The 25,752-nt window shown below is 71.5% G+C and carries 18 protein-coding genes; 12 read left to right on the forward strand and 6 right to left on the reverse strand.

What is annotated here, in order from left to right; translation table 11 throughout:
• Positions 1-12: 12 nt before the first annotated feature.
• Positions 13-2,367 carry a PAS domain-containing protein gene (locus AACH10_RS02250; protein ID WP_341408724.1) on the forward strand — a complete coding sequence of 785 codons (2,355 nt, stop codon included), beginning with the start codon at positions 13-15 and terminating at the stop codon, positions 2,365-2,367.
• A 4-nt stretch (positions 2,368-2,371) separates the two neighbouring features.
• On the opposite strand, the gene AACH10_RS02255 is transcribed toward AACH10_RS02250, so the two are convergent.
• Complete coding sequence (locus AACH10_RS02255; RefSeq protein ID WP_341408725.1) at positions 2,372-4,426, reverse strand: M3 family metallopeptidase; 2,055 nt, start codon at positions 4,424-4,426, stop codon at positions 2,372-2,374.
• Between the two features lie 396 nt (positions 4,427-4,822).
• Between AACH10_RS02255 and AACH10_RS02260 the strand changes: the two genes are divergently transcribed.
• Positions 4,823-6,559 carry an ATP-binding protein gene (locus AACH10_RS02260; RefSeq protein WP_341408727.1) on the forward strand — a complete coding sequence of 579 codons (1,737 nt, stop codon included), beginning with the start codon at positions 4,823-4,825 and terminating at the stop codon, positions 6,557-6,559.
• A gap of 33 nt (positions 6,560-6,592) precedes the next feature.
• Here the strand turns inward: AACH10_RS02260 and AACH10_RS02265 are convergent, their stop codons facing one another.
• Complete coding sequence (locus tag AACH10_RS02265) at positions 6,593-7,264, reverse strand: hypothetical protein (protein ID WP_341408728.1); 672 nt, start codon at positions 7,262-7,264, stop codon at positions 6,593-6,595.
• A 268-nt stretch (positions 7,265-7,532) separates the two neighbouring features.
• On the opposite strand from AACH10_RS02265, the gene lspA reads away from it, so the two are divergent.
• The 4 genes from lspA (at position 7,533) to AACH10_RS02285 (ending at position 12,231) form a co-directional block, all read left to right on the forward strand.
• Positions 7,533-8,075, forward strand: a complete 543-nt coding sequence (gene lspA / locus AACH10_RS02270; protein WP_341408729.1) for a signal peptidase II — start codon at positions 7,533-7,535, stop codon at positions 8,073-8,075.
• A 13-nt stretch (positions 8,076-8,088) separates the two neighbouring features.
• On the forward strand, positions 8,089-9,780 hold the full coding sequence (locus tag AACH10_RS02275; protein ID WP_341408730.1) for an ABC1 kinase family protein: 1,692 nt from the start codon (positions 8,089-8,091) through the stop codon (positions 9,778-9,780).
• A 687-nt stretch (positions 9,781-10,467) separates the two neighbouring features.
• Positions 10,468-11,295, forward strand: coding sequence for a DUF2189 domain-containing protein (locus tag AACH10_RS02280; protein ID WP_341408731.1), 828 nt, complete (start codon positions 10,468-10,470; stop codon positions 11,293-11,295).
• 117 nt (positions 11,296-11,412) lie between these two features.
• Positions 11,413-12,231: a S1 family peptidase gene (locus AACH10_RS02285; RefSeq protein ID WP_341408732.1), complete on the forward strand. Its 819-nt coding sequence runs from the start codon at positions 11,413-11,415 to the stop codon at positions 12,229-12,231.
• A gap of 52 nt (positions 12,232-12,283) precedes the next feature.
• On the opposite strand, the gene AACH10_RS02290 is transcribed toward AACH10_RS02285, so the two are convergent.
• The 4 genes from AACH10_RS02290 to AACH10_RS02305 form a co-directional block, all read right to left on the reverse strand.
• Positions 12,284-15,211, reverse strand: a complete 2,928-nt coding sequence (locus AACH10_RS02290; RefSeq protein ID WP_341408733.1) for a DUF3857 domain-containing protein — start codon at positions 15,209-15,211, stop codon at positions 12,284-12,286.
• A gap of 169 nt (positions 15,212-15,380) precedes the next feature.
• Positions 15,381-16,502, reverse strand: a complete 1,122-nt coding sequence (locus AACH10_RS02295) for an acyl-CoA dehydrogenase family protein (RefSeq protein WP_341408734.1) — start codon at positions 16,500-16,502, stop codon at positions 15,381-15,383.
• A 16-nt stretch (positions 16,503-16,518) separates the two neighbouring features.
• A complete protein-coding gene (locus tag AACH10_RS02300; RefSeq protein ID WP_341408735.1) occupies positions 16,519-17,700 on the reverse strand; it encodes an acyl-CoA dehydrogenase family protein in 1,182 nt (393 codons plus the stop codon).
• A gap of 15 nt (positions 17,701-17,715) precedes the next feature.
• Entirely contained in the window at positions 17,716-18,483 is a 768-nt protein-coding gene (locus tag AACH10_RS02305) for an SDR family oxidoreductase (RefSeq protein WP_341408736.1), read from the reverse strand.
• A gap of 245 nt (positions 18,484-18,728) precedes the next feature.
• Between AACH10_RS02305 and AACH10_RS02310 the strand changes: the two genes are divergently transcribed.
• Genes AACH10_RS02310 through AACH10_RS02335 form a run of 6 tightly spaced genes read left to right on the forward strand, consistent with a single transcriptional unit; the run spans position 18,729 to position 25,752 of the window.
• Entirely contained in the window at positions 18,729-19,685 is a 957-nt protein-coding gene (locus AACH10_RS02310) for an ABC transporter permease (RefSeq protein WP_341408737.1), read from the forward strand.
• Positions 19,682-20,533 carry an ABC transporter permease gene (locus AACH10_RS02315; RefSeq protein ID WP_341408738.1) on the forward strand — a complete coding sequence of 284 codons (852 nt, stop codon included), beginning with the start codon at positions 19,682-19,684 and terminating at the stop codon, positions 20,531-20,533. Before AACH10_RS02310 ends, AACH10_RS02315 begins: the two co-directional genes overlap by 4 nt.
• Before the next feature lie 23 nt (positions 20,534-20,556).
• Positions 20,557-22,269 carry an ABC transporter substrate-binding protein gene (locus tag AACH10_RS02320; protein WP_341408739.1) on the forward strand — a complete coding sequence of 571 codons (1,713 nt, stop codon included), beginning with the start codon at positions 20,557-20,559 and terminating at the stop codon, positions 22,267-22,269.
• A gap of 21 nt (positions 22,270-22,290) precedes the next feature.
• Positions 22,291-23,283 (forward strand): ABC transporter ATP-binding protein, encoded by a 993-nt coding sequence (locus AACH10_RS02325; RefSeq protein WP_341408740.1) that lies wholly within the window; start codon positions 22,291-22,293, stop codon positions 23,281-23,283.
• A complete protein-coding gene (locus AACH10_RS02330) occupies positions 23,264-24,352 on the forward strand; it encodes an ABC transporter ATP-binding protein (protein WP_341408741.1) in 1,089 nt (362 codons plus the stop codon). Before AACH10_RS02325 ends, AACH10_RS02330 begins: the two co-directional genes overlap by 20 nt.
• Complete coding sequence (locus AACH10_RS02335; protein WP_341408742.1) at positions 24,349-25,752, forward strand: TetR/AcrR family transcriptional regulator; 1,404 nt, start codon at positions 24,349-24,351, stop codon at positions 25,750-25,752. The genes AACH10_RS02330 and AACH10_RS02335 overlap by 4 nt, the downstream gene beginning before the upstream one ends.

Raw genomic sequence — 25,752 nt, forward strand, 5'->3', positions numbered from 1 at the left:
CACCCCGCCACGATGCACGCCGCCCCGTCCGCCATCGACACCGATCCCGACACCTTGCGCATGGCCGCGGGCCTGGCCGATCTGGCGATCTGGCGCTGGCCGCGCGGCGGCGACCGCCTGAACGCCAACGCCGCCGGCTGGGCGCTGCTGGGCCTGCCGCCGCAAGACCCGGGGCTGACGCTGGCGCAATGGCTGGACCGCGTGCACCCCGACGACCGCGCACGCCTGGCGCCCCCCGGCCTGGCCGACCGCGCCGCGCTGCGCCGCGGCACGCCGCTGGATCTGGTGCTGCGCCTGTATGCCGGTGATGGCCAGTGGCGCCGCCTGCTGCTGCGCCGCCTGCCCTGGCGTGACGGCCACGGCCGCCTGCTGGGCCTGACCGGCATCGTGCAGGACCACACCGCGCACTTCGACGAGCAGCAGCGCATGCTGGCGCTGACCCGCCGGCTGGAACTGGCCACCATGGCCGCCGGCGTGGGGGTGTGGAGCGCCACGCCGGGCGCCCCGGCGCCCGGCCGCGTGCACTGGGATGCGCAGATGCACCTGCTGCACGACCTGCCCGGCGATGCGCTGGCGCCCGACTTCGACGACTACGTACGCCAGCATGTGCACCCCGACGACCGCCAGGCCGTGCGCGAAGGCTTCGCCACGCTGATGGCGCGGCGCGAGGGCCGTCTGGACATGGACCTGCGCGTGATGCGCCCGGACGGCAGCGTGCGCCGCCTGGCCACGCGCAGCGCCATCGACACCGGCCTGGACGGCCAGCGCCGGCTGTACGGCGTGATGCTCGACGTCACCGAGCGCCACGCCGCTGAAGCCCGGCTGCGCGAGGCCGGCGAGCGCGCGGCCCTGGCTGCGCGCGGCGCGGGCATCGGCACCTGGGAGGTCGACGAGCGTGGCGAGCAGTGCTGGTGGGATGCGCAGATGTTCCGCCTGCGCGGCCTGCCGCCACGGCCGGGCCCGGTGATGCGCGAAGAGTGGCAGGCCTGGCTGCACCCGGCCGACCGCGACCACAACCAGGCCGAACTGCTGGGCGCGCTGGCCCAGGACCGGCCCTCGCACCATGAGTTCCGCGTGGTGTGGCCCGACGGCAGCGTGCGCTGGCTGGCCTCGCGCTCGACCGCCGTGCGCGACGAACTGGGCCGCCCGGTGCGCCGCATCGGCATCAACTGGGACATCACCGATGCCCGCCTGGCCGGCGAGGCGCGCCAGGACCGCCTGCTGGCCCAGCGCGAGAGCCAGGCCAAGTCACGCCTGCTGGCGCGCATCAGCCACGAGTTGCGCACGCCGCTGAACGCGGTGCTGGGCTTTGCCCAGCTGCTGCTGCACGACGGCGTGGATGGCGATCCGGCCGTCTGGCGCCGGCGCGTCGAGCAGGTGCAGACCTCGGGCCGGCACTTGCTGGCGCTGATCGACGACGTGCTCGATCTGTCCAGCCTTCAGTCGGGCGAGTTGCCGCAGCAGTTACAGCCGGTGGAGGTGGCCCCGCTGGTGCGCAGCACACTGCCGCTGGTGGAGCTGAACGCCCGCGAGCGTGACGTGGGCCTGCACCTGGACACGTTGGACGGCTGGGTGCGCGCCGACCCGGTGCGCCTGCGCCAGGTGCTGCTGAACCTGCTGAGCAACGCCATCAAGTACAACCGCGCCGGCGGCCGCGTGACGGTGCGCACGCGTGTCTCGCACGAGCACCTGGTGATCACCGTGCACGACACCGGCCGCGGCCTCAGCGAGGCGCAGATCGCGCGCCTGTTCGAGCCCTTCAACCGCCTGGGCGCTGAGCGCGACGGCATCGCCGGCACCGGCATCGGCCTGGCCATCGTGAAGAGCGCGGTGCAGCAGATGGGCGGCGAGGTGCGCGTGCACAGCCGCCTGGGCGAAGGCAGCAGCTTCGAGGTGCGGCTGCCGCTCAGCCAGGCCCCAGCGCGCCAGCATCAGCCGCCCACCGAGGGCGATGCGCTGCCGCCGGCACGCGGCGGCAACGGGCGCCTGCTCTACATCGAGGACAACGAGGTCAATGTGCTGATCGTGCAGGAGCTGATGGCACGCCGGCCCGACCTGGTCTTCCTGAGCGCGGCCGACGGCGCCAGCGGCCTGGCCGCCGCGCGCGAGCACCTGCCGCAGCTGGTGCTGCTGGACATCCACCTGCCCGACATGGACGGCCATGCCGTGCTGCAGGCGCTGCGTGCCGACCCGGCGACCGCCGGGCTGCGCTGCATCGCGCTGTCGGCCAATGCCATGCCCGAGGACATCCGCCGCGCCCAGGCCGCCGGCTTCGACGGCTACTGGACCAAGCCGCTGGACATGGTGGCCTTCCTGCAGGCGCTGGACACGCTGTTCGGGCCGGCGCCGCCAACACCGGCCAGCTGATCGCTCAGATCAGCCCACGCTCGCGCAGCATCGGCTCGATCACCGCGTCGCGGCCGCGGAAGGCGCGGAACGCGGCACCCGGCTCCACGCTGTCGCCACGGCTGAAGATGCAGGCCTTCAGGCGCGCGGCGGTGGCGGCGTCGAAGGCGCTGCCGGCCTCGGTGAAGGCGTCGAAGGCATCGGCCTCCAGCACCTCGGCCCACAGGTACACGTAGTAGCCGGCGGCATAGCTGTCGCCCGAGAACAGGTGTTGGAAGTGCGGCAGCCGGTGGTTCATGCCGGTGTCGGCCGGCAGGCCGCGCGCGGCCATCACCTGCTGCTCGAAGGCCACGATGTCGTCGATCGGCTCGGCCGCCTCGTGCGCGGCCAGGTCGACGATGGCGCTGGCGGTGTAACGCACGGTCTCGTAGCCCTGGCCGAAGCGGCGCGCCGCCTCCAGCCGGTCGATCAGCGCCTCGGGCAGCGGCTCGCCGGTCTGCCAGTGGCGGGCATGCTTGCGCAGCACCTCGCGCTCGACGCCCCAGTGTTCCATCAGCTGCGAGGGCAGCTCGACGAAGTCACGCAGCACATGCGTGCCCGACAGGCGCCGGTAGCCCACGTCCGACAGCAGGCCGTGCAGGCCGTGGCCGAACTCGTGGAACAGCGTGCGCACGTCGTCGGGCGACAGCAGCGTGGGCTGGCCCGGCGCCGCCTTGGCGAAGTTGTTGTTGTTCAGCACGACGGGCGGCACGGCGCGGCCGGCGGCATCGGCATTGCGGTGCTGCACGGCCAGCGTGCTCATCCAGGCGCCGCTGCGCTTGCTCGGACGCGAGAAGTTGTCGTGCAGGAACAGACCCAGCGGCGCACCGCCCGCCTCGGGCAGCACCTCGTACACGTCGACATCGGGGTGGTAGGCCTGCAGGTCGGTACGGCGCCGCAGCACGATGCCGAACAGGCGCTGTGCGCACTCGAAGGCCGCTGCCACCATGTTGGGCAGCGCGAAATAGGGCTTGAGCTGGGCCTCGTCCAGCGCGTAGTGCTGCTGACGCACACGCTCGGCCCAGAAGCGCCAGTCCCAGGCCTGCAGCGGGTGGTCGACCCCGGCCTCGGCCATGGCCGTGCGCAGCAGGTCGCGCTCGCGCCCCAGCGCCGGCAGCGCGCGCTGCCACACCTCGTCGAGCAGGGCCCACACGCGCTGGCGCGTCTGCGCCATGGTGTCGGCAAGCTTGAAGTCGGCATAGCAGGCCGCGCCCATCAGCGCCGCCTGGCGCCGGCGCAGCGCCAGGATGTCGCGCACCAGCGCGCGGTTGTCATGCTCGCCGTCGTGCTCGCCGCGGCTGACCCAGGCGCGCCAGGCGGCCTCGCGCAGGTCGCGCCGCCGCGAGAAGCTCAGGAAAGGCACGATCAGCGAGCGCGACAGCGTGATCACCGGCACGTCCAGCCCGCGCTCGGCCGCGGCCTGGCGGGCGGCGGCGCGCACGAACTCGGGCAGGCCGGCCATCGCCGCCTCGTCAGGCAGCGCCAGCGTGTAGGCGGCCTCGTCGTGCAGCACGTTCTGGGCGAAGCGCGTGGTCAGCTCGGCATGGCGCTGGGCCAGCGTGGCGAACTCGGCGCGCGCCGGTTCGGGCAGGCCGGCACCGGCGCGCTCGAAGTCGCGCATCAGCCGCTCGCACAGGCGCTGCTGCTCAGGGCTCAGGCCGGCCTCGGCGCGGCGGGCATGCACGGCGGCCAGGCGCGCGTACAGCGCCGGGTCTTGCAGCACCGCGCTCCAGTGCGCGGCCAGCGGGGCGGCCAGGGCGCGCTGCTGGGCCTGCAGCTCGGGCGTGGTGGCCGAGGCAGACAGGTTGTGGAACACCGCCTCCACGCGCGCCAGCAACGCGCCGGCGCGGTCGAACGCGGCCACGGTGTTGTCGAAGTCGGGCGGCGCGGCCTGCGCCGTGATGGCGGCGATGTCGGCGCGATGCAGCGCCATCGCGCGCTCGAAGGCGGGGCCGAAGTGCGCGGCCTGGATGCGGTCGAAGGCAGGCAGCGCGAGGGCGTCGTCGCCGGTGATCAGCAGCGGATTGGTGAGTGCGTCCATGGGTTGTGGCGGCAGGTGCGCAGCGCCCTCGTGGGGCCTTGCGCAGGGTGCGGTGAGTGCGAGCGGGCGATGATGCCACCCGCCCGACCCCCGCACGGGCCGCCCAGGGAATCTCCCCAGCCCGGTGGATGGCAAGCACCGGCCGGTCCGGCGCACCGCCGCAGCCCGGTGGCCGGGGACGCGATGCCGTGCATTCTGGGCGATACTGGCCCGGCCACAGCCCGCGCGCCGTCCCCCGGGCCAGGTGCTGTCAACCACCGCCGCCATTGCCGGGAGCCGTGTCTGACCCCCCGTAACCGTTGGCCGATCCAGCCCGCGCTCGACCGCGCGGCCCGAGACCTCGGGCTGACGCTGACCGATGGCCAGCGCGCGCAGATCACGCACGAGCAGTTGCGCATGGTGCTGCTGCACACCCGCGTGGGCACGGTGGCGGCCACGCTGTTTGCCGCGCTGCTGGTGTGGCACCTGCGCGGCACGCTGCCCGATCCCTGGCTGAACGCCTGGCTGGGCGCCAAGGTGCTGGTGGCCGCGGCACGCCTGGGCCATGCGCAGGCCTACACGCGGCAGCTGCGGGCACAGCCCCACCCGGGCTTCGTGTCGGGGCGCTGGTCCTGGGGCATTTTGGGCCTGCTGGCCCTCGATGGCGGGCTGTGGGGCCTGGCCGGCTGGCAGCTGGCCCACCAGCCGGTGCCGGTGGCTGCGCTGGCCACCGCGGCGCTGGACGGCGTGAGCTGCGTGGCCACCTTCGGCCTGCAGGTGCGCCTGGGCGCCACCGCCGCCTACACGCTGCCGATGCTGCTGCCGATGGCGCTGGGCCTGGCGCTGCGCCACGACGAGGTGGGCTGGTTCGGCGCGCCGGGCCAGCTGATCCTGGCCGGCCTGCTGCTGAGCACCGCCTACGCCACCTCGCGCCAGCTCACCGGCGGCATGCTGCTGCGCCTGCACGCGGCCATCCTGCTGCGCCAGAAGGAAGACGCGCTGAAGCTGGCCGAGGACCGCAGCGCCGAGCGCGACCGCTTCCTGGCCAAGGTGAGCCACGAGTTGCGCACGCCGCTGCACGGCATGCTGGGCCTGACCCGGCTGATCCACCTGGAGGCCAGCGATCCGGCCACCATCCACCGGCTGGAGCTGGTCGAGGATTCGGGCACCCACCTGCTGGCGCTGATCAACGACCTGCTGGAGGTCTCGAGCATCGGTGCCGGCCATTTCGTGCTGCGCGAGGACGCCTTCGACCTGGCCGCCCTGCTCGACCAGGTGGGCGACGTGTTCGCGCTGCGCGCTGCCGACAAGGGCCTGAAGTTCACGCTGCGCCTGGGCTTCACGCGGCCGCAGTGGGTGCGCGGCGACCCGGCGCGGCTGCGCCAGGTGCTCAACAACCTGCTGGGCAATGCGGTGAAGTTCACCGAGCAGGGTGCCATCACGCTGGAGGCCGGGCCCTCGGCCACGCCCGACCGCGTGCGCCTGAGCGTCATCGACACCGGCCAGGGCATCGAGCAGGACGCGCAGGCGCGCATCTTCCAGGCCTTCCAGCAGGGCCAGGAAGGCCGCCAGGCGCCGCCCACCGAGGGTGTGGGCCTGGGCCTGACCATCGCCCGCGAGATCGCCAACGCGATGCGCAGCGACATCGAGGTGAGCAGCCTGCCGGGCCGCGGCTCGCGCTTCACGGTCGAGCCGCTGCTGCCGCCGGCGCGGCCCGACGACGCCGCGTCGGCCGGCGCCGAGATCCACACCCGCCTGCCGCGCCGCGTGCTGGTGGCCGAGGACGACGAGGTCAATGCGCTGATCGTGCACGCCTTCCTCGACGGCCTGGGCGTGCGCAGCGAGCGCGTCACCGACGGCAAGCAGGCCGTGGGCCACGCGCTGCGCGAGACCGACCGGCCCGACCTGGTGCTGATGGACTGCCGCATGCCGCTGATGGACGGCCTGAGCGCCACGGCCGAGATCCGCCGCCAGGAGCGCGTGCTGGGCCTGCCGCGCATCCCGATCCTGGCGCTCACCGCCACCACCACCGACGCCGAGCGCCGAGCCTGCTTCGACTGCGGCATGGACGAGGTGGTGGGCAAGCCCTTCACGCCCGAGCAACTGGCCCAGGCCATGCGCGACGCGATGGCCCGGCGCGCCGGCGCGGGCTGAGCGCCCCGCCAGCGGCGTCCAGCTCAGGCCGGCTCAGGCCGGCTGTGCCTGCGGCACCGGCAGGTCGGCCACCGGCTGGTCGGCCACCAGTTGCAGATCGGGGTGCCAGGTCTCCACCATGAACGGGTAGAGGTTGTGCTGCAACGCATGCCAGGTGCGCTCGGCCGCCACCACGTCGAAGGCCAGCACCGCATGCGGCAGGCCGCCGGCATGGGCCAGCGGCACCCGCTCGGCGCCCGGCAGCAGGTCGGCAAAGCCCAGGCGGCGGTAGATGCGGATCAGCGAATCGCTGCGCGCGCCGATCACCAGCCAGCGGATCTGCGCCGCCACGGCGTACAGGTAGCAGGCCTTCACCAGCATCGGCCGCACCAGCGGGTCGGCCCCCGGCACGATGGCCAGGCGCGTGATCTCGGCCCGCGTCTGGCGCGCCACCGGCTCGGGCAGCACGACGCTGGCCTCCAGCGCCAGCGGCCGCGGATGGTTGCGCTGGATGCGCGCGGTGCCGATGGCGCGGCCGCTGGCCTTGTCACGCGCCACCAGCACCACCGTGCCGGGCAGGCGGTCGGTGGCATCGGGCGTCTGCAGCGCGGCCTGCAGCTCGGGCACATGGTGACCGTAGGAATGCGCACGCACGGCGCACACCTCGTGCAGTTCACGCTCGCCGCGCACGAGGCGCACGGTGAAATCCATACGGGCCGTGGTCATGGTGAAGCGCTCCCAACGTGACGGGTTTGTGACGGGGCTGGCGTGGTTGCCGCCCATCGGTGGTGATAGCTTGGTGCCAGCCGGCCACCCTGATCGGCCGATAAGGCCGATTCCGAGCGTCCAGTTCCGCCGCCGGGCCGGTTCGACGCTTCAGCGCAGCCGGGTGCGGCGGGCCGGGCCGGCGGGTCGGCGGCGCTACAGTAGCGGCCTCGGCGCCCCGCGCCCTCCACCCCAGCCCCTTGCCGGCCCCCTTGCCGCCGGCCTGCCGATGCCTTCCGCCAAGCGTTCCACCCGCACCGCCCGTTCCTCCGTCTCCTCCACGCCGCTGGCCCTGTGGCTCGGCCTGGCCCTGCTGGTGATCCTGGCCGACCAGCTGAGCAAGACCCTGGTCGTGGCCCGCTTCACGCTGGGCGACGTGCTGCCCGTCACCGGCTTCTTCGACCTGGTGCGCGCCCACAACACCGGCGCCGCGTTCTCGTTCCTGGCCGGCGCCTCGGGCTGGCAGCGCTGGTTCTTCGTGGGCCTGGGCGCGGTGGCCTCGGTGTTCATCGTGTGGATGCTGCGCCGCCACCCGGGCCAGAAGCTGTTCTGCTTCTCGATCAGCATGATCCTGGGCGGCGCCATCGGCAATGTCATCGACCGGCTGCTGCACGGCTACGTGGTCGACTTCCTGCAGTTCCACTGGAGCTGGCTGGCGCCGATGTTCCACGGCGGCTACTTCCCGGCCTTCAACATCGCCGATTCGGCCATCACCGCCGGCGCCATCGGCCTGATCCTCGACGAGCTGCTGCGCGTGCGTCGGGGCAGCTGACCGCCACCGGGCCATGCCGCTGCTGCAAACCCTGGTGAGCGCCCGCGACCTGGGCCGGCTGCAGCACATCGCCGCGGTGTTTGTGCGCCACGGCCTGGGCGATGCGGTGCACCGCCTGGGCTGGGCCGATGCGCTGGACCGGGCCGGCCACGCCCTGCACCGCGAGCACGCCGCCGACCTGGCGCGCCTGACCCCGCCCGAGCAGCTGCGCAGCGCGCTGGAGGAGCTGGGCCCCACCTTCGTCAAGCTCGGCCAGATCCTGGCCGGCCGCGCCGACCTGTTCGGTCCCGACTGGATCGCCCAGTTCGAGAAGCTGCACAGCCGTGCGCCGGCGGCCGACATCGCCGCGCTGCGGGCGCAGATCACCGAAGACCTGGGCGCGCCGCCTGAAGGCCTGTTCGCCACCTGGAGCGACGAGCCGCTGGCCGCCGCCAGCATCGCCCAGGTGCACGCCGCCACGCTGACCGACGGCACCGAGGTGGTGGTGAAGGTGCGCCGCCCCGGCATCGCCGCCGACGTGGAGGCCGACCTGCGCCTGCTGGCCCGCCTGGCCGCCGCCGCCGAGCGCCAGTGGCCCGACCTCAAGCCCTACCGCCCGGTGGCGCTGGCCCAGCAGCTGGGCCGCTCGCTGCGCCGCGAGCTCGACCTGGCCACCGAGGGCCGCAACGCCGAGCGCATCGCCGCGGCCTTCGCCACGCACCCCGAGATCGTGATCCCCAGGGTGTACTGGGACTTCACGCACGAGCGCATCAACGTGCAGCAGCGCATCCGTGGTGTGCCGGCCGAGGACCAGGCCGCCATCGACGCCGCCGGCATCGTGCGCCGCGAGGTGGCGCGGCGTGGCGCCCGCGCGGTGCTGAAGATGGTCATCGAGGACGGCTTCTTCCACGCCGACCCGCATGCCGGCAACCTGTTCTTCCTGCCCGGCGAGCGCATCGCCTTCATCGACTTCGGCATGGTCGGCCGCGTCACGCCCGAGCGCCGCGAGCAGCTGCTGAGCCTGATGCTGGGCTTGGTGCAGCGCGACGCCGAAGCCGTGGCCGATGTGCTGCTGGACTGGGCCCAGGCCCATGGCGACGGCGAGGACGCGCTGGACGAGGACGGCCTGCGCGGCGACATCGACGCCTTCGTCGACCAGTACCACGGCGTGCCGCTGGCCCAGCTCAGCATCGGCGGCATGCTGGCCGATGTGACGAACATCCTGCGCAGCCACCGCCTGGCGCTGCCTGCCGACCTGGCGCTGCTGATCAAGACCTTCATCACGCTGGAAGGCCTGGGCCGCGGCCTCGACCCCGACTTCCACATGGCCGAGGAAGCCACGCCGATGCTGCGCCAGGCCCTGCATGCGCGCTACCGGCCCGAGGCCCTGGCACGCCGCGGCTGGGACGGCCTGCGCCGCGCCGCCGCACTGCTGGGCAGCATCCCGCGCGACCTGTCGCGCCTGCTGGCCACGGCGCGGCGCGGCCGCATCGGCATCGACATCGAGGTGCGCGACATCCACGCCGTGGCCGACCAGCTCGACCGCGCCGCCTCGCGCATCGCCATCGGCCTGGTGGTGGCGGCGCTGATCATCGGCTCGTCGATCGTGATGACCGTGCGCGGCGGGCCCGAACTGCTGGGCCTGCCGGCGTTCGGGCTGCTGGGCTTTGGCGGGGCGGTGGTCGGGGCGCTGTGGCTGATGCTGGGCGGACGCGACCGGGGGTGATTGGCGTTGCGGCTGCCGGCTTTCGGCTGTCGGTTGAGGTTGCCCATGGCTCGTTGCAGCGCGCCGGGATTTCGCCCCGGCGGGCGACCTACTTTCTTTTCGCGAAAAGAAAGTAGGCAAAGAAAGCGCTGCCCAAACTTTCCGACACCGCACTGCTGCTCTCCACGCATCGAGGCGGGCGCCTCGCCCGCCCGGCGGGCTCGAACATAGCCAGTCGGAAACGCCACGGATCTCTCAACGGCCGTGCACCCCCGGTCAAGACTTGCGTGAGGAACGCCGCTGGGCACGGGGCTGCCAGAGCGCAGCAATGCGACGGTCTGGCCATCGGCGGCATAGCCTCCTTATTCAAGCCCTTGTTCGGCAGCCTGTTCGAGCCCGCCGGGCGGGCGAGGCGCCCGTCTCGATGGTGGACGAGCAGCAGGGCCTGATCGGAAAGTTTGGAAGCGCTTCTTTGGGTCCTTTCTTGTCGCGACAAGAAAGGACCTCGCCGGCCGGGCGAGACCGGCGGGCTGCAACGAAAAATGGGAAGCCATCGCCAAGAGCACCGGGCGCTGCGCACAGCGCACAGCGCACAGCGCACAGCGCACAGCGCTCAGCCCCCATAGGGCCAATCCCGGTGGACGCCACGCAGCCCGCGCCCTAGTCTGCGGCTTCATGACCGACATCAACGCGAGCGTGGCAGTCCCGATGGCAGCTTCCGGCCCCGACGACAACCCGGCGGCGGCGGCCGACGAGGGCGCCCGCACCGCCGCCGCGCTGGCCATCGAGTTGCGCACGCTGCGCATCACCGATCCGCTGCACTGGCTGGTCGCCGGCTGGCGCGATTTCCTGCGCTGCCCCGGCATCGGCCTGTTCTACGGCGGCTGCTTCGCGCTGATGGGCTGGGCGCTGATCGGCGTGTACCAGCATGCACCGGCCTATGTGCTGGCGCTGTCGGCCGGCTTCCTGCTGACCGGGCCCTTCCTGTGCCTGGGCCTGTACCAGGCCAGCCGCCGGCTGGAGGCCGGCGAGAAGCCCGACCTGGGCGAATCGCTGCTGGCCTGGGACCGCAAGCTGTCCACGCTGGCCATCTTCGGCTTCGTGCTGCTGGTGCTCGAGATGCTGTGGGGCCGCGCCTCGCTGATCGTGTTCGCGGTCAGCTTCGACGGCATGCCCGACTTCAAGGGCTCGCTGCTGGCGCTGCTCGACCCCGAGAACATCAACTTCATCGTCGCCTACGTGCTGGTGGGCGCGGTGTTCGCAGGGCTGATCTTTTCGATCAGCGTGGTGTCGATCCCGATGATCCTGGATCAGCAGACCGATGCCATCACCGCCGGCCTGACCAGCATGCGCCTGGTGCTCACGCAGCCCGGCGTGATGCTGTGCTGGGGCGCGGTGATCACCGTGCTGATCGTGCTGGCCATGCTGCCGGGCTTTGCCGGCCTGCTGCTGGCCGGTCCGGTGCTGGGCCATGCCTCCTGGCATGCCTACCGCGGCGCGGTGGTGGTTGGCAGCGAGGCAGCCGCCAACGCCTGAGCACCGGAGGCTTGTTCGGCGGCTTCTTCAACGGCTTCCACGGCCGCGGCTGCGGTTAGAGTGGGTGGGTCCCAGCCACCCGGCCGGCGTTGCAGACGCCCGGCCCGCCCACCGCCCATGCCCGCCCTGCCCCGCCGCCAACTGATCCACCTCGGCCTGGGCACACTGGCCGCTGCGGCGGCGCTGGCCGGCCTGCCCGCCACGGCGCGGGCGGATCTGCCGGCCACGGTGGCCCAGGTCCGCCGCAGCGTGGTGGCGGTGGGCACCTTCGATCCGCTGGCCAGCCCGCGCTTCGCGTTCCGCGGCACCGGCTTCGTCATTGGCGACGGCCAGCTGCTGGTGACCAACGCCCATGTGCTGCCCGAACCCGGCGCCACCACCTCGCCCACGGCCGACACCCGGCTGGCCATCCAGGTGGGCCGGGTGCGGCTGGAATCCGACGGGCAGTACGACATCCGCACGCTGACGCTGCTGGGCATCGACCGCGACCATGACCTGGCGCTGCTGCGCATCTCGGGCGCGGCCCTGCCGCCGCTGGTGCTGGCCGAGTCCGACAGCGCGCGCGAGGGTCAGGCCATCGGGCTGATGGGGTTCCCGATCGGCGGGGTGCTGGGCTTCTCGCCGGTCACGCACCGCGGCATCGTGGCCTCGATCACGCCCATCGTGTTGCCGCCGGCCAATGCCCGGCAGCTGGATGCCGCCGCGGTGGCCCGGATGCGGCGCGGCGCCTTCGACATCCTGCAGCTCGACGCCATCGCCTACCCCGGCAACAGCGGCGGCCCGGTGTTCGATGCCGACACCGGCCAGGTGGTCGGCGTGGTGAACATGGTCTTCGTCAAGGGCAGCCGCGAATCGGCCCTGAGCAACCCCACCGGCATCACCTACGCCATCCCGGTGCGCTGGGTGCACGCGCTGCTGGCCAGCCAGCAGCGCTGACCGGCCCGGCACCGCCATCACGGCGGCGCCACGGCTCGGCGCAGTGGCCGGGTCAGGGGCCGGTCGGCAACCTGGCCAGTTCGATGCCGGCCGCGAAGTGCTCGATGTAGAACGTGACGCCATGGGCGCGGCACTGTTCGAAGGCCCGCCGCGCGGCCGCCACATCGCCCCGTTGGAGATGGTACTGACCCAGGTAGAACCAGGCCTCCACGCGTGCCAGCGTGCGCTCGTCACCGCTCAGCCGTTCCACCTGCTGCCAAATCGCCTCGGGCGTCAGCTCACCCAGCGCCAGGGCGAGCGCCGGGCGTGGCCACTCGCCTTGCGGTGCCTCGCGGGCCAGCGCCAGCAGGTCCGCCGGCAACGCGGTACCGGCCCGCTGCAGGGACCAGATGCGCCACAGGCTGGGATAGAGCGAATCACTGCCATCCTGGGTTCGGGCCGCCGCGGCGAAATCATCGGCCGCGTCCTGGAAGCGGCCCTGGTAGTACCGCGCCATGCCGCGCCAGTACTGCACATCGAAGGGCGAGTCGGATCCCAGGGCCAGTGCCCGGCTCAGGGCCTGTTCAGCCAGCGCGAACTGCCCGACATGGATCAGCACCTTGCCGCGGCAATCCCAGACGTCCGGCCGGTCTGGCGCCAGCGCCACGGCCTCTGCACTGACCGGCATCGCCTGCACATCGCGGCCCAGTTGCCTCAAGGCAGACGCCTTCAGGCACAGCGCCTCGCCGCGGTCAGCGCCCTTCAGCAGCGGGCCTGCCAGCGCCGCATCGATGCGCGCGATGCGCTCCTCGATCTCGGTGCGCCGCGCAGCCGTGGCGGCCGCCCCCTCTGCCGCCGGTGTGCCGGGGGGCGCGGCAGCCATGCGGCTGGCTTCGGCCACCCCCTGGCGCCGCACCTCGGCCGGATCGACTGCCACGCGCCCGTCGATCAGGCCCATCAGCCGGTCCAGGTCCTGCATCAGCGTGGGCAGGCCGCTGGGCGGCAGCGCACCGGTGCGCGAGCGCAGCTCGAACTCGAAGGCAAAGCGGTTGCCGCGGAACGAGCGCGTGGCCTTGGCCTCGTACAGCGCCGTCTCCTGCCGGCGTGTGCGTGGATCCTCCATCACCGCCACAGCCTGCGGCCACTGCACCTGGATCTGCTGTCGCAGCAGCAGCGGGTGGTCCATCACCTGCACGGGCTGGGTGCGCTGCAGCGACGGCGGCAGGTGCACCTCGCCCTGCAACACGGTGGGGAAGAACTCGAACACCCAGTGCCCGCCCACCTGCCGGATCAGCTGCGGAACGCGAAAGCGCGCCTCGATGGTGACCCGGTTGTGCGCCGCGTCGTCGGCCAGCTCCGGCTCGCCGTCGAACGTCAATCCGGGGTAGCGGCGCTCGTACATGCCCACGGCGATCTGCTGGCGTTGTGCCGGCGCAGCCATGCCCCACACCATGCGCATGAACTCGGCCCGCAGCCCGTGCAGCGTGATGCGGGTCAGCAACCAGCCTTCAGGCGCCAGCGCGGGCACGGTGAACTGCTCGTCGATCTGCATCAGCGCGGCCTGCGCATCGCGCGTGGGCGGCAAGGCCTGCGGCGCCTGCGTGCCGGCGGCCACGGCCAGGCCCAGCGTGGCGGCCGGCAAGGTGGCGCGCCAGGCCGACGGCACGGGCTGCGCCGGGCGCGTGGGGTCCAGCACCAGATCACCGTCGGGCAGCGTCACGCGCAGCACCACATGGTCCAGCAGGCCCGGTGAGGGCAGCACGCGGCCCGGCAGGGCCGGCGTCTGCGTGGACACCAGCACCGGCACCGCCGGGATGCCCAGCGCCTGCAGCAGGCGGGCCAGCAGCAGCGTCTTGTCCTTGCAGTCGCCGAAGCGCCGATGCAGCACCACCGCGGGCGGCTGCGGGCGGTGCGAGTTCTCCCCCAGCGACAAGGCGTAGTAGCGGATCTCGCCCTGCACCCAGCGCAGCGCGGCATCCACGCGCGCCGCCGGATCGGGCAGCGCGGCGAAGCGCCGCACCAGTGCATCGAACTCCTCCGAGCCCTGCGCCGGCGGCGAGAACAGGTCCAGCGCCCACTGCGCCACCTCGGACCACTGCCGGTACTCGCTGAACTGCAGCATGCGCCGAGGCACATGGTCGGCCGGTACCGCGGGCTCGACCGGCACGGCCGCCACATCGCGCTGCTCGAAGCTGAGCTGCCGCCAGCCATCGCGCTCGCTCAGCTGCGGCGCCGGCAGGCCTTGCACCGGGCCGTCGCCCAGCGCCTGCCAGGCGATGCTGCGCGCCGCCGGGTGCTGCAGCAGCACACGCCGGTGCACCACCGGACTCGGCAGATCCCAGGGCAGGAACATGAAGAAGCGCTCGCCGAACACCGGGTTGGTGCCCTGGATGCTGAAGGCCAGGCTGAGGGTGTCGCCCACGCGCACATCGGGCACCAGCAGCATCACGTTCACCTGGCCGGTGTCGACCGGTGGCGCCGCGTCGTTGCCGCGCGGCGGCTGCAGGTAGCGCAACTGCAGGTCGGCCATGTGGTCGATGACGCGCTCGCCCCGCAGCACCCGCACCGCATGCAGTCGCAGGCGCTGGAAGGCGGGCAGCAGCGGGATCTCGTATTCGCCCAGCTGCCCCAGCATGGCGCTGGCATTCGCCTGCAGCGCCACGTCGAAGAACTGCGTGGTCTGCGCCGCCTCGGCGCCCACGCGCAACTGCACATCCAGCAGGCGCAGCACCAGCGGCTCCGCGCGGGCAGCGGCGGGAACCGGCAGGCGCTGCACACCGTCAGGCAGCGGCTCGCCGCGCGTGACCACGCCGGCCGGCAGCTGCACCTCGCGCAGTGCCGGGGCCGCGTCGCCGCCCGCTGGCTGGGCCAATACCGGTAGCGCCACCAGTGACTGCGCCAGCGCCAAGGCCAGCGCCAGCGGCATGGCCCAAGCCACCGGCCGCAGGCCCTGCCTCCAGCGCGCCACAACGCATCGCACCGCGCCCAGCATCTTGCCCATGCCGCCCCTCCCTGAATCCAACGCTCAGGGTGCGGCCGAACGGCCGCCTTGCCTGGCGCGTTGTTCAGCTTCGCGCGGGGTGGCGGCGCGGGTCTTGATCGCGCGCAAGCCATGCGCCCGCAGCGGGCGCGCGCCTGCGCTGCGTCAAGGGCTCATGCCGCGAGGCGGCTCAGTAGCCGGCGATCGTGGCCGCGCGATCGATGTGATAGGCGGAATCGCCCAGCCATTCCTGCAGCACGCGGGCGCGCTTCATGAACAGGCCGAAGTCCACCGCGTCGGTCATGCCGATGCCTCCGTGCATCTGCACGCCCTCCTGCACCGCGCGGTTGGCGGTGAGCGCGGCGCGTGCCTTGGCCTGCGAGACGATCAGCCGCGCCGCCGCCGGATCGACCGCCGCGGCGTCGAGCGCGGCGCCGACGATGGCGCGGGTGAGTTCCAGATCGCAGTGCAGTTCGGCCGCGCGGTGCTGCAGCGCCTGGAATTCGCCGATCAGCCGGTCGAACTGCTTGCGCTCCTTCAAGTACTGCACGGTGCGGGCGAACACCTCGTCCGCCAGGCCCAGCAGTTCGGCGGCGACGACCGCACGGCCCACGTCCAGCGTGGCCTCCAGCAGCGCGGCGCCGTCGGCCACGCTGCCGATCAGCGCGTCGGCGGCGAGCGTCACGCCGTCGAACTGCACGCGCGCGGCGTTGTGTGAATCGACCATCGCCGTGCGCTCCACCCGCACACCGGCGGCATCGGCCGGCACCAGCAGCAGCGCGGTGCCCCCCTCGGTGCGCGCGGCGACGATGAAGGCCTCGGCCACATGGCCGTCCACCACGAACAGCTTGCTGCCCTGCAGGCGCCAGCCGTCGCCGGTCTGCGTGGCGGTGGTGGCGATGGTCTGCGGCCGGTGGCGCGCCGCCTCATCGATCGCCAGTGCCAGCACCGTGCCGGCCGCGGCGATGCGCGGCAGCCAGGCCGATTGCTGGGCCGCGCTACCGGCGCGCTGCAACAGCCAGGCCGCCAGCACCGCCGTGGGCAGCCACGGCGTGGGCGTGAGGTTGCGGCCGATCTGCTCGGCGATCACGCCGGCTTCCACCAGGCCCAGGCCCAGGCCGCCATGCGCCTCAGGCACCAGCACAGCGCTGTAGCCCTGCTCGGCAAAGGCCTGCCACAGCGCCGGGCTGTGGCCCTGTGCGTCGCTGCCATCGCGCAGCGCGCGCAGGTGCGCCACCGGCGCACGCTCGGCCATAAAGGTGCGCGCGCTGTCGCGCAGCAGGCGCTGGGATTCGTCGAGGTTCCAGGTCATGGTCTTGTCGCTCCGCTCAAGCGCCAGGGAGATTCAGGATTCGTTTGGCAACGACGTTGAGTTGCACCTCACTCGTGCCGCCCTCGATCGAATTGGCCTTGGTGCGCAGCCAGGTGCGCGCGGCCGCGCCGTCGCGCGAGCGCTCGCCCTCCCATTCCAGCGCATCGGCGCCGCCGATGGCCATCATCAGCTCCCAGCGGCGCTTGTTCAGCTCGGCACCGTAGTACTTCAGCGCCGAGGCCGTGGCCGGGTTGGCCTCGCCGCGGCGCGCCTGCGTGGCGGCCATCTTCATCCAGGCGCGAAACGCCGCCTCATCCACCTCGAAGCGCGCGATCTCGGCACGCAGCACCGGCTCGTCGAGCCGTCCGCTGGCATCGCGGCCCAGGCGCTCCACGGCGCTGGCGCCCACCGGCTTGGGCAGGTCGCGGTCGCCGATGGCGCTGATCATCTCGCGCTCGTGCTGCAGCAGGTACTTGGCCACCGTCCAGCCGTCGTTCAACGTGCCCACCAGGTTCTCGCGCGGCACCGGCACGCTGTCGAAGAAGGTCTCGCAGAACGGGCTCTTGCCCGAGATCAGCTTGATCGGCCGCGTGCTGACGCCCGGCGTGCTCATGTCGATCAGCAAAAAGCTGATGCCGGTGTGCTTGGCGGCGGTGCTGGTGCGGGTGAGGCAGAAAATCCAGTCGGCCTCATCCGCATACGAGGTCCAGACCTTCTGGCCGGTGACGATGAAGCCGCTGTCGGTGATCTCGGCCTTGGTGGCCAGTGAGGCCAGATCCGAGCCTGCATTCGGCTCGCTGTAGCCCTGGCACCAGCGGATCTCGCCGCGGGCGATCCTGGGCAGGTGCTCGCGCTTTTGCGCCTCGTTGCCGTACTTCAGCAGCGCCGGGCCCAGCATCCAGATGCCGAAGCTGGCCAGCGGGATGCGGCATTTCAGGGCCGCCATCTCCTCGCGCAGCACGGCGGCCTGGGCGGCGTCCAGGCCACCACCGCCGTACTCCTTCGGCCAGGTGGGCACGGTCCAGCCGCGCTCGCCCATGCGCTGCAGCCACAGGCGCTGCGCCTCGCTCTGGAACTGGAAGCGCTTGCCGCCCCAGCAGGTGTCGGCCTCGCTCTTCACCGGCTGGCGCATCTCGGGCGGGCAGTTGGCCTCGAGCCAGGCGCGCGTCTCGGCGCGGAAGCTGTCGATCTCGCTCATGAGGAACTCCGGGGATCAAATGGTGTTGCCACCGTCGCAGACGAGGGTCTGGCCGGTGGTGAAGCTGCTGGCCTTCGACGCCAGGTACACCGCGGCACCGGCAATCTCGTCGGGCTCGCCGATGCGGCGCAGTGGCACGCCCACGGTGTGCTGGGCCAGCACCTCGGGGTTCTCCCAGAGCGCGCGGGCGAAGTCGGTCTTCACCAGGCCCGGGGCGATGCAGTTCACGCGCACGCCGTGCGGGCCGTACTCGTGCGCCAGGTTGCGCGCCAGCTGCATGTCGGCGGCCTTGCTGATGTTGTAGGCGCCGATCGTGGTGTTGCCACGCAGCCCGCCGATCGACGACACGATGATCACCGAGCCCTGGCGTCGCTCGATCATCTGCGGCACGCACATCTGGATCAGCCAGTGGTTGCTGATGACGTTGTTGTCGAGGATCTTGCGGAACTGGTCGTCGCTGATGCCGGCCATCGGCCCGTAGTACGGGTTGCTGGCCGCATTGCACACCAGCACGTCGATGCGGCCGAAAGCGGCCATCGTGGCCTCCACCAGGGCCTCCAGCTGATCCTTGCTGCTGATGCTGGCGGCCACCGCCAGCGCGCGGCCGGCGCCGTGCTTCGCGTTGATGGCGGCGGCCACCTCATCACAGGCCGCCTGCTTGCGCGAGCTGATCACCACGCGAGCGCCCTGCTCGGCCAGCCGCTCGGCAATGGCACGGCCGATGCCGCGCGACGAACCCGTGACCACGGCCACCTGGCCGCTCAAGTCGAACAACCCACTCATGCGCGCGTCTCCTGCGTGTTTTCCCTTGCCAGGGCTTTCTTTCCAATCTTCCCTATGGCAGTTGGCGAAAGCCTGCTCTATAACCTGCGAACTCACCATACCGTGCACTCGAAAAATCCACAAGGAGACAAACGGTGATGAGACCCGTCCCGCAGGTGACAGGGCGCTGCGCAGCCCTGCCCGCGCCGATCGTCCGCATCGCATCCCCACGGGCCGCGATCGCCCGGATCACACGTTAGGCCGCCATGGGTGCCTACCTCGCGCGCCGGCTGCTGGCCCTGCTGCCCACGCTGGTGCTGGCCTCGCTGATCGTGTTCGTCACCATCCGCCTGATCCCGGGCGACGTGATCGACCTGATGCTGAGCCAGAACGATGTCTCGGCCGACAAGATGAGCCGCGAGCAGTTGGTGGCCGCACTCGGCTTCGACCGCCCGGTGGCCGAGCAGTACGGGCGCTGGGTGTCGGCCATCGTGCTGCACGGCGATCTGGGCAAGTCGCTGTGGCAGGCCACGCCAGTGACCGAACTGCTGGCCACGCGCCTGCCGGTCACGTTCGAGCTGGGGCTGATGTCGCTGATCGTGGCGCTGACCATCGCGCTGCCGATCGGCACCTGGTCGGCCATGCGACAGGACACGGCGGGCGACTACCTCGGCCGCTCGTTCTCCATCCTGCTGCTGGCTGTGCCCAGCTTCTGGCTGGCCACCATGGTGGTGGTGTTCCCGTCGATCTGGTGGGGCTGGAGCCCCGAGGTGAACTACGTGCGCTTCAGTGATGCGCCGTGGCAGAACCTCAAGCAGATGGCCCTGCCGGCGCTGGTGCTGGGCGCCGGCCTGTCGGCCATCACCATGCGGCTGATGCGCACCATGATGCTGGAGGTGCTGCGCCAGGACTACATCCGCACCGCCTGGGCCAAGGGCCTGCCCGAGCGCCTGGTGGTGGTGCGCCACGCGCTGCGCAACGCCCTGGTGCCGGTGATCACGCTGGTGGGCCTGCAGGTGCCGCTGCTGATCGGCGGCGCGGTGATCATCGAGCAGATCTTCGTCATTCCCGGCATGGGCCTGCTGCTGCTGGAGGCCGTGAACCAGCGCGACTACCCGGTCATCACCGGTGTGTTCCTGGTGGTGGGCTGCGGCGTGATGGCCATCAACCTGCTGGTCGACCTGAGCTACGGCCTGCTCGACCCCAAGGTGCGCTACCGATGAACGCGGCGATCCGTTTCACCCGCCGCCTGTTCGCCGACAAGCCGCTGGGCGCGGCCGGTGGCGTGCTGCTGCTGGCCTTCGTGATCGTGGGGCTCACGGCCGACTGGATCGCGCCCTACGGCTTCAACGAGATCTCGCCGATCGACCGGCTGCAGGCGCCGTCGTGGGAGCACTGGTTCGGCACCGACAACCTGGGCCGCGACCTGCTCAGCCGCTGCATCCACGGCGCGCAGCTGAGCGTCATCATCGGCTGCGCCGCGGCCACGCTGGCCACGCTGATCTCGGGCCTGATTGGCATCGTCAGCGGCTACTTCGGCGGCAAGGTCGATCTGGTGATCCAGCGCTTCGTCGATGCGTGGATGAGCTTCCCCGACCTGATCATCCTGATCGTCGTGGTGTCGGTGGTGGGGCCGGGCATGCCGCAGATCATCGGCACGCTGGGCCTGCTGCTGGGCATCGGCGGCTCGCGCATCGTGCGCAGCGCGGTGCTGGGTGTGCGCGAGCAGATGTACGTGCACGCCGCGCAATCGGTGGGCGCGTCCACCGCGCGCATGCTGTGGCGCCACATCCTGCCCAATGTGCTGCCGCCGATCATCGTGCTGTTCACCACCCGCGTGGGCACGGTGATCCTGGCCGAGTCGGGCCTGGCCTTCCTGGGCCTGGGCGTGCCACCGCCGGCGCCCACCTGGGGCGCCATGCTGTCGGGCAGCGGCCGCACCTACATGTTCCAGGGGCCCTGGCTGGCGCTGGCGCCGGGCCTGTGCCTCACCGCGGTGGTGTATGCCACCAATGTGTTCGGCGATGCGCTGCGGGATCTGCTCGATCCGCGCATGCGCGGCAGCCGTTGATGTCACCCCGAGGAGACGCCGCCATGATCCGCATCCCGACCTTGAGCCTGCTGGCCGCCGCCCTGATGGCTGCCGGTGCAGCCCATGCCCAGGCACCTGCTGCTGCCGCCAAGGCCGCGCCCGTCAAACCGCAGTACGGCGGCGAACTGAACATCGGCAACGTGTACGTCACCGTCTCGCCGATGTCGGCCGACCATGCCGACTGGGCCTGGAAGCACAGCCAGGACACCGGGCTGGTCTACGAGCACCTGTTCGCCGCCGACCTGGACAAGAGCCAGCGCAAGGGCGGCAAGTACGACTTCACGGCCGATGCCTTCCTGCCGCCCGACGCCATCCGCGGCGAGCTGGCCGAGAAATGGGAGATGAAGCCCAACCCCTTGCGCGTGGAGATCCAGTTGCGCAAGGGCGTGATGTTCCCGGCCAAGCCCGGCGTGATGGAAGCGCGCGAGCTCACCAGTGACGACGTGGTGGGTACCTTCGAGCGCCTGAACAAGAGCCCGAAGAAGATCCCCGGCTACTTCGACCATGTGGACCGCGTGGAGGCCAACGGCAAGCACGGCGTCACGGTGTTCCTGAAGCAGTACAACGCCGAGTGGGACTACCGCTTCGGCTGGGGCTATTACAGCGCCATCGTGCCCAAGGAGGTGGCGGCCGCCGGCGGCGGCAACTGGAAGAACGTCAACGGCACCGGCCCGTTCTCGGTGCAGGAATACGTGCAGGGCAACTCGCTGATCTTCGCGAAGAACCCCGGCTACTGGGACAAGGAGAAGATCGGCGGCGCCGAGCACAAGCTGCCCTTCGTCGACAAGATCACCTACCGCTTCATCAAGGACGAGGCCACCTTCGTCACCGCGCTGCGCACCGGCAAGCTCGACATCCTGGAATCGGTGCGCTGGAGCCATGTGGACGAGCTGAAGAAAACCGCGCCCAAGATCCAGTGGCACCGCTACCTGGCCAATGGCGGGCAGTTCATCTCGATGCGCATGGACACCAAGCCCTTCGACGACATCCGCGTGCGCCGCGCGCTGAACCTGGCGGTGGACAAGAACGCCATCATCAAGAGCTACTACGGCGGCAACGCCGAGATGCTGGCCTACCCGATGCATCCCACCTACACCGGCTACTACGAGCCGCTGAAGGACATGCCCGACAGCGTGAAGGAGCTCTACAGCTACGACCCCGCCAAGGCCAAGAAGCTGCTGGCCGAGGCCGGGCTGGACAAGGGCTTCACGTTCAAGGTGCAGACCAGCAGTTCCAGCGTCGAGGGCGACCTGCTGCAGATGGTGGCCGCCTACCTGGCCAAGGTGGGCGTGAAGATGGAGATCCAGACGCTGGAGTACGGCGCCTACTTCAGCGCCATGATGACCAAGACCAACGCGCCGGGCTACTTCATGTACCTGGGCAACACCAACCCGACCACGGCGCTGCGCAAGAGCTTCGTCAAGGGCAATGTGTGGAACCCCGCCCAGTTCAGCGATCCCGAGATCGACAAGAAGATGGCCGAGACCTATGCCGAGCCCGACGAGCGCGTGCGCCAGGTGAAAGTGCGGCTGATGACCCGCCAGGTGCTGGAGAAGGCGCCGATCATCGTGCTGCCCACGCCCTACACCTACACCGGCTGGTGGCCCTGGGTGCAGAACTACGGCGGCGAGCTGCGCGCCGGCGCCGAGCGGCCGGGCCCGATCCACGCCCGCATCTGGGTCGATCAGGAGATGAAGAAGAAGATGGGCTTCTGAACGCCGCTCACACCTGACGATATGACGGAACCCTTGCTCTCGGTGCGTGGCCTGACCACGCGCTTTCGCACCGACCGCGGCACAGTCAACGCGGTGGAGGACGTGAGCTTCGACCTGATGCCGGGCCAGACCCTGGCCATCGTCGGCGAATCGGGCTCGGGCAAGAGCGTCACGGCCATGTCGCTGATGCGCCTGATCCCCGATCCGCCGGGCCGCATCGTGGCCGGCCAGGTGCTGTTCGAAGGGCAGGATCTGCTGAAGCTCAGCGAAGCGCAGATGCGCGCAGTGCGCGGCGACCGCATCGCGATGATCTTCCAGGAGCCGATGAGTTCGCTGAACCCGGCGCTGACCGTGGGCTTCCAGATCGCCGAGCCCATCCACCAGCACCGGCGCACGCCCTGGGTGCAGGCCCTGGCCCAGGCGGTGGGCCTGCTCGAGCGCGTGCGCGTGCCCGATGCGGCCGAGCGCGCCCGTGCCTGGCCGCACCAGTTCTCTGGCGGCATGCGCCAGCGCGCGATGATCGCCACCGCGCTGGCCTGCCAGCCGCGGCTGATCATCGCCGACGAGCCCACCACGGCGCTCGATGTCACGGTGCAGGCGCAGATCCTCGACCTGCTGAAGGAACTGACCCGCGAGACCGGCGCCGCGCTGATCCTGATCACGCACGACCTGGGCGTGGTGGCCCGCTATGCCGATCGCGTGGCCGTGATGTACGGCGGGCGCATCGTCGAGCAGGCCGATGCCCGCACGCTGTACCGCCAGCCGCGCCACCCGTACACGCAAGGGTTGCTGGCTTCGGTGCCCAAGCTGGACGGAGACACCAGCGAACGTCTCGTGCCCATCGAGGGCTCGCCACCCGATCTGGCCGCGCTGCCGCCGGGCTGCGCCTTCGCGCCGCGCTGCCGCCAGGCCACGGCCGAGTGCCTCGCCCAGCGCCCTGAACTCCGCCCCGCCAGTGCGGGCTCGCAACACCTCCACGCCTGCCTGCGCGCTGATGAACCCGCCCAAGCCTGAGCCCACCGACGCGCCGCTGCTGCAGGTTGACGGCCTGAAGGTGCACTTTCCGGTCACGCGCGGCATCGTGATGCAGCGCACCGTGGGCCATGTGAAGGCGGTGGACGGCGTGTCGTTCAGCCTGCGGCGCGGTGAAACCCTGGGCCTGGTGGGCGAAAGCGGCTGCGGCAAGAGCACCACCGCGATGGCCGTGCTGCGCATGCAGCCCATCACCGCCGGCAAGGTACTGTTCGAGGGCGAGGACATCACCTTGCAAGACCGCCGCAGCGGGCGCTTTCGCCGCCGCATGCAGATGGTCTACCAGGACCCGTATGGCTCGCTGGACCCGCGCATGACGGTGCGCGACATCGTCGCCGAACCGCTGGAGGTGCACGGCGTGGGCGCCAGCCGCGCCGAGCGTGATGCGCGCGTGGCGGAGTTGCTGGCCACCGTGGGCCTGCTGCCCGGCATGGCCCAGCGCTACCCGCACGAGTTCTCGGGCGGCCAGCGCCAGCGCGTGGGCATCGCGCGCGCGCTGGCGCTGAACCCCAGCCTGGTGATCTGCGACGAGCCGGTGTCGGCGCTGGATGTGTCCATCCAGGCCCAGGTGGTCAACATGCTGATGGACCTGCAGCAGCGCCTGGGCCTGTCGTACCTGTTCGTCGCGCACGATCTGGCGGTGGTGCGCCACATCAGCCAGCGCGTGGCGGTGATGTACCTGGGCCGCATCGTCGAGATCGCCGACCGCGATGCGTTGTACCGCCAGCCGCTGCACCCCTACACCCAGGCCCTGCTGGCGGCCGTGCCGCTGGCCGACCCCGAGGCCGAGGCGCGGCGGCCACGCGCCCCCATCCTGGGCGAGGTGCCCAGCGTGATGAAGCCGCCCAGCGGCTGCCGCTTCCACCCGCGCTGCCCACAGGCCATGGCGCGCTGCCGCGAGGAGGATCCGGCGCTGAGGGCCATGGATGCGTCGCGCTCGGTGGCCTGCCACCTGCATGCTAGCGGGCCGAGCGCCGGGCCGCTCCCAAGCCGGCCCGCCATCCCCTCGGGGGATCGGCCGATGTACCCATCGGCCGAGGGGCAGCCATGACCCAGGGCACCCACCGCTTCAAGGAAAAGCGCGAGGCCATCCTCGATGGCGCGGCGCGGCTGTTCAACCAGCACGGCATCCGCGGCGGCACGCTGGCCGACGTGGCGCGCAGCGTGGGCCTGGCCACCAACAGCATCACCTACTACTACCGCCGCAAGGAAGACCTGGCCTGCGCCTGCCTGCAGCGCGCCATGGACGCGATGAGCCAGGACGCCGCCACCGCCGTGGCCCTGGCCAACACGCTGGACGAGCGCGTGCGGGTGTTCCTGTCGCGCTACCTGGGCCGGCTGGCCGACATCGCCGAGGGCCGCCACCCCGAACTGGTGGTGTTCTCCGACCTGCTGACGCTGGCACCGCCGCACGACGCGCAGATGGCCGAGGCCTACACCGCCATGTTCCGCCAGGTGCGCGCGGTGCTGGAGGCTCCCGACGCGCCGCCACTGGAGCGCGACGCGTTGAACGCCCGCGCCCACCTGCTGCTGTCCACCGCCTCGTGGGCGCGTGCCTGGGTGCACCGCTTCGAGCCACAAGACTACCCGGTGGTGGCCGCGCGCATGGCCGACCTGCTGCTGGAAGGCCTGGCCAGTGCCACCGCCCGCACCCAGGGCACGCCCGCCGAAGGCCTGGTGCTGGCCCTGCCCGTGTCGGCCGCGGGCGCGCTCGACGACACCGCCACCGCCTACCTGCGCGCCGCCACGCGCCTGGTCAACGAGCATGGCTACCACGGCGCCTCGGTGGACCGCATCGCGGCCGAACTGCAGCTCACCAAGGGCAGCTTCTACCACCACCACGAGACCAAGGAAGACCTGATCGCTGCCTGCTTCACGCGCACCTTCGCGGTGGTGCGCGCGGCGCAGAGCGAGGCACTGGCAATGCGCGGCGCCCAGGGCCAGGCACTGCCGGGTCTGGACCGCCTGGCCCTGGCCTGCCGCACGCTGCTTGACTTCCAGATGGGTGAGTTGGGCCCGCTGCTGCGCATCACCGCCTGGACGGCCCTGCCCGAGGCCATCCGCCGCGACACGCAACGCACCATGGGCCGGCTGGGCGAGCGCTTCGCCAGCTTCGTGATCGACGGCATGGCCGATGGCTCGGTGCGCGTGCTCGATCCGTCGGTGGCCGCGCAGGTGATCAACGGCATGATCAACGCCACCGCCGAGATGCAACGCTGGGCGCGCGGCCTGAATGCCGGCAATGCCTTCGTGCTGTACACGCTGCCGCTGTTCACCGGCCTGCGGCGCGCGCCACCGGCGGCCGGCACCACGCACAAAGCTGCAGAGACATCCGGCGCGGCGCCTGTCGCCCAGGTGTCGAGCGCAGACATCCTGGCTGCGCTAGCGTCGTCGGCGCGCGAGCGTCTGCCCCCTGCGTCGCAGGTGCGCGTGCGCCGCAAACCTTCCTGA

This window comes from Pseudaquabacterium inlustre, from assembly GCF_038066595.1.
GTDB classification, from domain to species: Bacteria; Pseudomonadota; Gammaproteobacteria; order Burkholderiales; family Burkholderiaceae_C; genus Pseudaquabacterium; species Pseudaquabacterium inlustre.